This is a genomic window from Stenotrophomonas sp. PS02298 (assembly GCF_029959445.1).
Taxonomy (GTDB): Bacteria; Pseudomonadota; Gammaproteobacteria; order Xanthomonadales; family Xanthomonadaceae; genus Stenotrophomonas.
In genome coordinates this window covers 1-10,143 of record NZ_JASCOR010000156.1, presented here as the reverse complement: position 1 = coordinate 10,143, position 10,143 = coordinate 1, and the positions used below count along the sequence as shown (strand labels likewise).

Here is a 10,143-nt window from a genome sequence, read left to right as displayed (position 1 = left end):
CCCGGGGGGGGTGCGGCGGGGGGGGTTTTTTGGCGGGGGGGGGGGCCCGCGGCGCCCCCCCCCCCACGAGCAGATCGCCAGTCTTCCAAGCAAGGTCCACTGCGCATCATGCAATCGCAACTGGTGCGCAACGGAACCAATTCCAGCTTCGCGGCTGACGCCGCTCCTACAAAGCCGACGCTTATGCGTGCTGCAGGGTCTGTTCGCGCGCGGCCGGGTAACCCAACAGGTAACCCTGGCCGAAGTTGCAGCCCAGTTCCTTCAGCGTCTGCAGCTGCCGCTCGTTCTCGATGCCCTCGCCTATCGTCTCGATGCCCAGCGTGCGCGCAAGCGACAGCACGCCTTCCACCAGGGTAAGGGTGCTGTTGCCGCTTTCATCGTGCAGGCCGGCAACGAAACTACGGTCCACCTTCAGCGCGCTGATCGGGAAGCGATGCAGATAGGACAGCGCCGAATAGCCGGTACCGAAGTCATCCAGCTGCACCACCACGCCGCGCTCACGCAGCTGGTGCAAAGCGCGCAGGGTGCGCGGCTCGTCGTCGAGCAGGGCCATCTCGGTGATCTCCACCCGCAGCCGCTCCGGGTCAGCGCCCGCAGCATCCAGCATTCCCAGCAAACGCGGCGCGAACTCAGCCGAACGGAAATGCCGCGGCGACACGTTCACCGAAATGTAGCCAACCACCGACGCCGCCATGTCCTGCATGACCTGCTCGTAGATCTGCCAATCCACCTGCTCGATCAGGCCGCTCTCTTCGCCCAGCGATAGAAACTCCCCCGGCACCAGCACACCGCGCCGCTCGTGCTGCCAGCGCAACAGCGCTTCGTGACCGACCACCTTGCCATCAAGCAAGGACACGATGGGCTGGTAATACGGCAGGAAATCACGCTTCTTGATCGCCCTTCGCAGGTCCGCCTCCAGCTCCAGGCTGCGCATGGCCTCGTCGTGCATCGCACCGTCGAACATCACGCAACGGTCCTGGCCCTTGAGCTTGGCCCGGTACATGGCCGCATCCGCGTCGCGCAGCAGGTCCGCGCCAGAGGTATAGCGCGCATCCCATACCGCGATTCCGATACTGCCGGAGGGGAACAGCTCGCGCCCGTCCACCCACATCGGCGCTTCCAGCGCCCTGAGCAGACGCCGTCCCAGGTCCATCGCCGCATTCGAACCGCGATCAGAGTGCACAAGCAGCGCGAATTCGTCGCCACCCAGGCGCGCCACCACGTCATCACCACGGACCAGACCCACCAGTCGGCGCGCGACCTCAACCAGCATCTGGTCGCCGGCGGCATGACCAATACTGTCGTTGACCCACTTGAAGCGATCCAGGTCCAGGAACAGCAGGGCGAAGTTCGGGGCGATTCCCAGCTCCGCGTTCTCGATCGCACGTTCCAGTCGATCCTGCAGGTGCAGGCGATTCGGCAGCCCGGTCAGCACGTCATGCATCGCAAGGTGGGTCAGGCGCTGCTCGGCACGCATGCGTTCGCCAATCTGCCCAAGCAACTTCTGATTCACCTCGCCGAGCTCACGGGTACGCTCGGTGACCCGCAGCTCCAGGTCGGCATGGGCCTGCACCAGGCGCTGTTGATCGCGCTGGCGGGCAAGGCTGTTGCCGATCGCGCGTGCAACAAATACCAACAGACGTTGATCATCGGCGGTGAATACGACCTCCGGGTTGTAGCTCTGCACCGCGATGACGCCTACCACTTCCTCATCACTGAACAAGGGCACGCCCAACCAGCATTGCGACTTGGCCCCGAATTCCTTCAAGGTGCCAGCCACGATCAACTTGTCGATACCCGCCCGCGTCAGCAACACCGGCTCGCGGCGTTGCAGCGCGTACTCGGTCAAGCCGTCACTGAAAATCCGGGTCGCGCGTTCACGGTTGTAGCGATCGACGGAATAGACGAACTCGATGCCGGTCGCATCCGGGGTCACCATCGCCACGTAGAAATTACTGGCATCCAGCAACCGGCCGATGATCTCGTGTACCTGGGCGTAGAAATCGCCGGTGGCCTTGCCGCTCATCGCCAGCTCGGAGATGTTGAACAACGCCGCCTGCAGCAGTTCCGCGCGTCGGCGCTCGATGATCTCGCCCTGCAGGTGGTCGTTGATACGCTCCAGATCCTGCGTGCGCTGCCAGACCCGCTGTTCCAGCTGCGCGTGCGCCTGATGCCGATCCATCGCGGTAAGGATGTGCTTGGCGACAAAGTTCAGCAGTGCCAGCTCTTCCTCGCCATAGCAGGCATCGGCGACATAACTCTGCACCACGATCGCACCGCAGACCCGGTTGTCCCGCCACATCGGCACACCCAGCCAGTCGGTGCTCTCCTCGCCCTCCGACACCTCGTAAGGCTGTTCCAGATATTTGGCCAGCTCACGCGACGGCCCGCTCAGTGCCCGACCATTGCGCAACACCGCGAAGGTCAGACTGGCCGGCATTTCCTCGTAGCTGTAGCGGCGTCCGGGGTCAGGCAGATAGCTGTCATGGGTATCAACGAAATACAGGAATTCCAGGCTCTGCTGGTTTTCATCACACTCGACGATGTAGCAGTTCTCCGCATACATCAGCGAACCGAGGATGCGATGGAAATGCGCCATTATCTCGGTCATTGCCAGGTCGGCCCCGGCCAGATCGGCAATTTCGAACAAGGCTTTCTGCAGTTGCTTGGAGCGCTGCAGTTCTTCAATCTGGATGCGCTGGCGCATCAGCTCCATGGCCGAGCAGATCAACACCCGCGCCGTGCCCTCCCATGCTTCACGGCGCGCCGCCGGCAGCGCCTGTTCGGGATCGATCAGCAGCACATAATCCGCGTCGCCGTCGTGACTCCATTCCAGCAGGTACACAGAGGCAGGAAGGCCCTCCTTGTTGCCCGCCAGGCAATCACGAGCGAGCTGGCGCAGGCCATCGCCCGAAGCCGGGGAACTGCAGCTACCCTCGCCAAGCGAACCATCACGCCACGCCAGCGCAACCGTGCTGACGGGGGGCAACAAGCTCTGCAATGTTCCTACCACGTTGGTGACCGGCGAAATTGTATCGGCGCGCTGGGTTTCTGCCTTCGCGTCAAGCTCGCTATACGACATGTATCCGTTCTCTCTGGGTTCCGGTCGCCCGGAACTCCCCCCTGATTCCCCAGCATACCTTCAGCAGCGGTCAAGAGCAGTGTGTCGCAAAAAAAAGATTGTCTTTCACGATCATGAATGAGCGACTTTCCGACAGCTCATCGAGCTAGGCAGAACCAAGCCCAACCACTACGCTTGGCGGGTGGATACCGCTGTCCAAACCCCTACCGACGAAGTGCTGATGTTGGCCTATGCCGACGGCGACAGCGATGCGTTCTCCGAGCTTTATGCCCGGCATCGCGCGCGGCTGTTCCACTATCTGCTGGGCCAGCTGCGTGACCGGCCTTTGGCCGAGGAACTGTTCCAGGACGTCTGGCAGAAGATGATCAATGCCCGCGCTGGCTGGAAACCCGACGCCGCCTTCGCCACCTGGCTGTTCCGCATCGCCCACAACCGACTCAACGATCATTGGCGGGCCGCCCGCCATCGCCCGGCAGCACCGGAAGACGCCGACGAGCGAACCGCGCGCCTGACCGACAACTGCACCCCGGAGCTGCTGGCTGACGAACAAGCCCAGCGTCTGCAACTGCGCCAAGCCTTGGCCGAGTTGCCGCCGGAACAACAGGAAGTCGTGATCCTGCGACTGGAACAGGAACTCAGCCTGGAGGAGATCGGGCAGATCACCGGCGTTGGCCGGGAAACCGTCAAGTCGCGGCTGCGCTATGCGATGGACAAGCTGCGCGCGAGGTTGAGCGAATGAACACTCCAGACATGCTGACCCCTGAAGAGCGCGAGCTGGCCAGGCTGCTGGGCCGTCCCGGCGCCGGCACAGCCACCCCCAGCGCACAGCTGGACGCCCGGATCATGGACTTGGCCCGCGCCAAGCCGCAGACGCAGCCCGAGCCCCAGCCAGAACAAACCCAAGCAGACACCCAGACCCGGCAACGCACCACTGCATCCGCCAGACAGCCATCCGCATCCCAGCGCCGCGGCTGGGGTCGCCGGCGCGGTCTGGTGTCTTCACTGGCCGTGGCCGCGTCACTGGTATTGGTGGTTGGCCTGGCTTGGCAACTGCGCCCGCCGACACCGCCGCAACCGGCGATGCAACACGCCGAGATGTCCGCGCCCGCGGCAGCGCCAATGGCCGCTGATATCGCCGCCGAGGTCGCTGCGGCACCCGCAAGCCCGGCCCCGCCCCAGGTTGCCGAGGATGCCGCCACGGCTCCTGCCGTGCCGCAGGCCCGATCCGTCGTCAGCGCGAAGGCGTCCAGCGCTGGCGCCGCGCAGCCAGATGCTGCGCACAAGGACAAGGCCAGCGCCATCGAGCAGCCCGCTACCAGCAATGCAGGGCAATCGCCGCGCGCCTTCTCCGCTGCACCGGTCATTGTCCCGCCCGCCCCGCCGGCTCCTCCAGCACCCATGATGGCTCCGGCACCGATGGCTACACCGGTTCAAGCCGAACAGGCCAGCTCCGCCGATGCCGCGCAGGACGGCTTCTACCTGAGCGAAACGGCACCCACGCTTGCACGTGCTGCGTCCCCCCGGCCGGCACCAACTGGCTCCACTCCGATTCCACATGCTGGTGCCAAGACGGTCAGCAAGGCAGCCGAGGCACGTCGCCAACGTGCGGAAGCGATCGCCGCCGACAGCACACCCGACATCGAGGCCGACGCCACGCTGTCGCGTCACCAATGGATAAAGCGCATCCGCGAACGCCACGAAGCCGGTGATCTGGACGGTGCAAAGGCCAGCCTGCGGCGCTTCGCACACGACTACCCGGAAGCGCGCATTCCGCGCGATCTGCGCCCGCTGCTCAAGGATTGAGCTGCATCGGCTACCGCTTTGCAGCGCTGCCACTAGAATGACGGCAATGCTCGACACTCTCGCCGCACCCGCCAGCCACGAGCTGGAGATCAAACACAGCCGCTTCCTCGCGCAGGCAGCGCCGATCAGCGATGCCGCCGCAGCGCTGGCATTCATTCAATCGGTGTCGGATGTCGACGCCACCCACAACTGCTGGGCCTACCGGCACGGCAATGACTATCGCTCCAGTGACGACGGCGAGCCGGCAGGCACCGCTGGACGCCCGATTCTCGCAGCGATAGATGGTCAGGGTTACGACCGCATCGCTGTTGTGGTGACGCGCTGGTACGGCGGCATCAAGCTCGGTGCAGGTGGCCTGGTCCGGGCCTATGGCGGCACTGCCGCCGAATGCCTGCGGCTCGCCCAGCGCAGTCCCTTGGTGCCGATGACCGAGCGCATCCTGCAATGCGGTTTTGAAGACATGGGCATCGTGCACACCCTGCTCGGCACTGCCGGGGCCGAGAAACTTGAAGAACACTTCCTGCCCGAAGGCCTGCGCCTGCATGTGCGCCTGCCGGCAGACCAGATCGATGCGCTGGCACTGCGCCTGCGCGACGCCACCCGCGACCGCCTACGCCTGAGCGAACCCGTCGACAATGACTGAAGCCCCTTCCACACCGCCGCAACGCAAGCTGCAGAAGCTCGGCAGCCTGAAAACCCTGTGGCCATTCGTGCGCCGTCACGCCGGCCTGTTCACCGCGTGGCTTGTCGCACTGGCAGTGTCCTCGACGGCAACCTTGAGCCTACCGATGGCGGTCAAGCAGATGATCGACCACGGTTTCTCCGGTGGTGGCGAGATCAACCGTGCCTTCCTGCTGCTGTTCATCGTCGCGGTGGTACTTGCCTTGGCCACCGCCGCACGCTTTTTCTTCGTCTCGCTGCTGGGCGAAAAAGTCGTCGCCGACCTGCGCGGCAAACTCTATGCGCACCTGATCGGGCTGGATGCCGGCTTCCACGACCGCACCCGCAGCGGCGAGCTGGTATCGCGACTGACCGCCGACAGCGAACTGCTGCGCAGCGTGATCGGCTCGACCATGTCGGTGGCACTGCGCAGCAGCGTCACCGTCATCGGTGCGATGGTGATGCTCTTCGTCACCAGTCCACACCTGGCGGTGTACTCGCTGATCGGCATCCCGCTGGCGGTACTGCCGATCGTGCTGGGCGCGCGCCAGTTGCAGAAAATCTCCCGTGCCAGCCAGGACCGCGTCGCCGACGCCAATGCCCTGGCCTCGGAAACGCTCGGCGCGGTGCGCACGGTGCAGGCGCATGCCCGCGAACCCTACGAGCGTGGCCGCTTCGAGGCCGCGCTGGATATTTCCGTGGCCACCGCGAAGCGCCGCATCCGCACCCAGTCCTTCGTCACCGCCATCGCCATCGTGCTGGTGTTCGGCGCCATCGTTGCGGTGCTGTGGTCGGGCGCGCACGACGTCGTCGACGGTCGCATGACGGCAGGTACGCTTGGCCAGTTCGTGCTGTACGCCTTGATCGGCGGCGGCTCGGTCGGCGCTTTGGCCGAAGTCTGGAACGAACTGCAGCGCGCCTCCGGCGGCATGGGCCGGATTGGTGAACTGCTGGCGGAGAGTCCGCAGATCACCGCACCCGCACAGCCGCAATCGCTGCCCTCGCCGGTTCGCGGGGAAATCCGCTTCGAGCATGTGTCCTTCCATTACCCGCAGCGCCCGGATCAGCCGGCGCTGGATGATTTCAGCCTGACCGTGGCGCCGGGGGAAACCGTGGCCCTGGTCGGCCCATCCGGCGCCGGCAAAAGCACCGTGTTGTCGCTGCTGCTGCGCTTCCATGATCCGGACAGCGGTGATCTGCGTCTGGACGGCGTCGACCTGCGCGAGGTTGATCCGGCACAGCTGCGCCAGAGCATTGCGCTGGTGCCACAACAGCCAGCCCTGTTTGCCGCCAGCGCCGCCGACAACATCCGTTATGGTCGGCTCGAAGCCAGCGACGAAGAAGTTCGCGCCGCCGCGCGGTCAGCCGAGGCCGATGACTTCCTGATGCAGTTGCCGGAAGGCTATGCCAGCGACCTGGGCGAACGTGGCGCGCGCCTGTCCGGCGGCCAGCAGCAACGCGTGGCCATTGCCCGCGCACTGCTCAAGGACGCACCGGTACTACTGCTGGACGAAGCGACCAGCGCACTGGATGCGCAAAGTGAACGTGCCGTGCAACAGGCGCTCGAGCGCCTGATGGCCGGCCGCACCACGCTGGTCATCGCCCATCGGCTGGCAACGGTATTGAAGGCGGACCGCATCGTGGTGATGGACCACGGCCGCATCGTCGCGCAGGGCACGCATGCTGAACTGTTGGCACAGGATGGCCTGTATGCCGAGCTGGCACGGCTGCAATTCATAGATTGAGAACGCTGCGGTAACGCACCGCTAACAACGCCGGCGGCAAGCTCGCAGAGTGGTCGCATCGATGCACTGCGACTACCTTCCCAGCTTTGGAGGCGAGCTATGGCGTTCCGACAATTCCCCGCAACTACCCGTGATGGCGAGAGCTGCATCGTCATCGAGTTTGTTGATGAGCCCGGCACCGACCAGGCCAGCAGCACAAACCGTCCGCCACGGTACGAGTTGGCCGATGGTCGGCCGCTGCTGCGTCGCGGCAGCAACCTGTTCAGTGCCGATGGCGAAGTCAGCCTGTCGATGAACCAGCCCTACCGGGCCTGATTCCTGCTTCTACAGCGCGCCGTGATCACTGCCGGCGCGCACTGGGGACAGTCCGCTGCCAGCCGGCCGGGAAATTCTGAATACGCTTTGCGGATGCAGCCCGCGACTGGTCAAATTTTCACCAACCATCTTGACAGCCCTGTGCCGCAAGGGATGTCAGCGATTATCCACATGCTTGCACACACGTCACTGTGGATTAAGTCGCAGCCGGTGAGACGCCGATGAGGTTGAGCCCCTCCCTTTTGCGCAGCAAAGGGGAGGGTTGGGGAGGGGTGCTTTTGGGCTGTTGCAGTTGCAGTAGCTCTTGCTGCTGTTGGCTCACGAGCTTCGCGGCTTACGCCGCTCCTACAAGGTCGGGGATTCTGTGGCAGCGACGCGCTTACCGCTCCAGCACCCGGCCTATGCCACTGCTATTGATCTCGTCGCTGGCGGCCGAAATCACTTCAGGTGCATACGCCTGCACGAAGCCCATCCGGAAATGCACTTCACCACTCGGTGTACGCGAGGAATGAATCGAGGCCAGGCTGATGCCATGGCGTTCGAACACATGCAGCAACTCGCGCAGCGATCCGGCGCGGTCCTCCGGCAGATGCACACTCATCGCACGCTGGTCAGTCAGGTCCGCCAGCAGGTAACCGACCCGCTCGAAGCTGTAATTGCCATCGCGCAAAGTCTGCTCATCCACCGCGGCCTTGTTATCGGCCAGATACTGCGTCCGGAACGCCGCACGCGCGGCATCATCGCCCTGCCCCACCAGACCGCGCAGCTGCTGCAGCTGCTGCAACAGGTGATCCAATACTTCGCCAGCGTGCGGATTACCGAACTGGATGTCTTCGTAGATGGCCGGGTTCAACGACAGGATGCGCGAGATCACCGCCGCATCCAGTTCAAATGCAGCCGAGCGATACGGCATCAATTCGCTCAGGGTGCCCAGCATCGGTGCGTATTCGCGCAGCACGCCGGCCTGGGCCAGATGCGTGGCATGCACCATCGCCTGCACCAGCGCCATCACCCGGTCGTGGTGCTCGGCGGTGCCGCGCACGCATTCGGCCTGCAGGGCGCTGCACAGTTCATCCAGCCACGCCTGCCACTGCGCATCCAGCCGCGCTTCGCAGACCACCATGACCCTGCCCTTCAAGGTCGGCGCCTTGGGCGGTGCGGTCATCGGGTGCAGGCCAGCGACCGACGCCTGCGATTCCAGCATCGTCGCCACCGGCTCAGCCTTGATCGAGGTAACGTCCAGCCACAGTTTGCCGCGCTCACGTCCGGCTGATTGGCGGATGTAGTCACGGATCAATGCGGGCGTGTGCCGGATCGGCGCCGAGAACAGCAGCACATCGGCCTGTTCCAGCAACTGCTCCGGGGTCTGCGAGTCCGCATCGACCGGATCGTGGCCGATCACCTGCAAACCCATGCGCGATTCGAAGAAGCCACGCAGCCAACGTCCAAAGGCACCGCCGCTGCCGACGATGCCGATGACTGGACGCAGACTCACGCCAGACGCTCGGCGCGGAAGCGGTACGGGGTACCCAATGCAGCTGGAGCGGCCGCCAACACGTCAAACTCTTCCACGCCAGTAGCCAGCGTTGCTTCCAGCGCAGCGTGCACGCCAGCGATGGCGCGGCTCACGCCATCCTCGAAACTATGGCCCTTGAGCAGGAAGGCGACCAGCAGCGACATCAGCACATCACCGGTACCGGCCACATCCACCGGCAGATGCGGCGAGGTCCAACGCCAGATCTGTTCGCGGCCGATGGCCAAGGTCACCAGCTCGCCCGGATCACCAGACACGGAATGCGCGATCACCCATTCCGGGCCGCGCTCCAACAGCTTGCGCGATGCAGCGATGGCGTCGCCCTGTTCGAGCGCCGGCATACCGGTCAAACGACCCAGCTCGAAGGCGTTCGGCGTGACCAACCAGGCATGTGGCAGCAGGCGTTCGATGAAGATCTTTTCCAGCCCCGGCTCAACGTAAGGCCCGGTATGGGTGTCGCCGATCACCGGGTCAAGGCAGTAACGCAGGTTCGGCGACTGCGGCAGCACTTCGTCCAGCCAATCAGCAAAGGCGGCGCCGTTGGCAACGCTGCCGAAGTAGCCGGATACCAGGGCTCCGGCCCGTTGCGGCAAGCCCCGTTCGGTTGCGCCCTGCAGCAGTTCCGCAAACCAGTCTGCAGGCAGCACGCGGCCGTGCAGCGTCGCGTAGAAGGGCGCGTTGCTCAACAGCGTGGTGGGGATTTCGGCGACGCGCAGGCCCAGGGCACGCAACGGCGGAACTGCCGCGCTGTTGCCAGCATGGCCGTAGACCAATTGGGATTGCACGGAAATCACGTCCACCGGCGACGGCCCATCCGGGCGTTGCCGACGACCGTGCACGAGATGGCTATGGTCGACTTCGTTCATCGCCCTATTCTACGTCCGCAGTGCCAGATGCAGCTGCAAACGCTTGCGCGCGCAACCAATAGCAGATGGCATGACGAGGTAGTGCCGAGCCATGCTCGGCAGGGGCATTACCGGGAACGCCTCTGCCGAGCATGGCTC

The 10,143-nt window shown here is 64.6% G+C and carries 8 protein-coding genes; 5 read left to right on the top strand and 3 right to left on the bottom strand.

The window, feature by feature from the left end; translation table 11 throughout:
- Positions 1 to 181 precede the first annotated feature (181 nt).
- Positions 182 to 2,992, bottom strand: coding sequence for an EAL domain-containing protein (locus QMX78_RS17535; RefSeq protein ID WP_343239297.1), 2,811 nt, complete (start codon positions 2,990 to 2,992; stop codon positions 182 to 184).
- Positions 2,993 to 3,263: 271 nt separating this feature from the next.
- On the opposite strand from QMX78_RS17535, the gene QMX78_RS17530 reads away from it, so the two are divergent.
- The 5 genes from QMX78_RS17530 (at position 3,264) to QMX78_RS17510 (ending at position 7,605) form a co-directional block, all read left to right on the top strand.
- Positions 3,264 to 3,821, top strand: a complete 558-nt coding sequence (locus tag QMX78_RS17530; RefSeq protein WP_282271923.1) for an RNA polymerase sigma factor — start codon at positions 3,264 to 3,266, stop codon at positions 3,819 to 3,821.
- The gene (locus QMX78_RS17525; protein WP_282271921.1) at positions 3,818 to 4,885 is read left to right on the top strand and encodes a hypothetical protein; all 1,068 of its coding nucleotides are present in this window, start codon (positions 3,818 to 3,820) and stop codon (positions 4,883 to 4,885) included. The genes QMX78_RS17530 and QMX78_RS17525 overlap by 4 nt, the downstream gene beginning before the upstream one ends.
- 46 nt (positions 4,886 to 4,931) lie before the next feature.
- A complete protein-coding gene (locus QMX78_RS17520) occupies positions 4,932 to 5,528 on the top strand; it encodes a YigZ family protein (RefSeq protein WP_282271919.1) in 597 nt (198 codons plus the stop codon).
- Complete coding sequence (locus tag QMX78_RS17515) at positions 5,521 to 7,290, top strand: ABC transporter transmembrane domain-containing protein (protein WP_282271917.1); 1,770 nt, start codon at positions 5,521 to 5,523, stop codon at positions 7,288 to 7,290. The genes QMX78_RS17520 and QMX78_RS17515 overlap by 8 nt, the downstream gene beginning before the upstream one ends.
- Positions 7,291 to 7,389: 99 nt before the next feature.
- Complete coding sequence (locus tag QMX78_RS17510; RefSeq protein WP_282271915.1) at positions 7,390 to 7,605, top strand: hypothetical protein; 216 nt, start codon at positions 7,390 to 7,392, stop codon at positions 7,603 to 7,605.
- 379 nt (positions 7,606 to 7,984) lie between these two features.
- Here QMX78_RS17510 and QMX78_RS17505 read toward each other — a convergent pair whose 3' ends face one another.
- Positions 7,985 to 9,100, bottom strand: a complete 1,116-nt coding sequence (locus QMX78_RS17505) for a prephenate dehydrogenase (RefSeq protein WP_282271913.1) — start codon at positions 9,098 to 9,100, stop codon at positions 7,985 to 7,987.
- Positions 9,097 to 10,005 carry a pyridoxal kinase gene (gene pdxY / locus QMX78_RS17500; RefSeq protein ID WP_282271911.1) on the bottom strand — a complete coding sequence of 303 codons (909 nt, stop codon included), beginning with the start codon at positions 10,003 to 10,005 and terminating at the stop codon, positions 9,097 to 9,099. Before pdxY ends, QMX78_RS17505 begins: the two co-directional genes overlap by 4 nt.
- Positions 10,006 to 10,143: the final 138 nt, after the last annotated feature.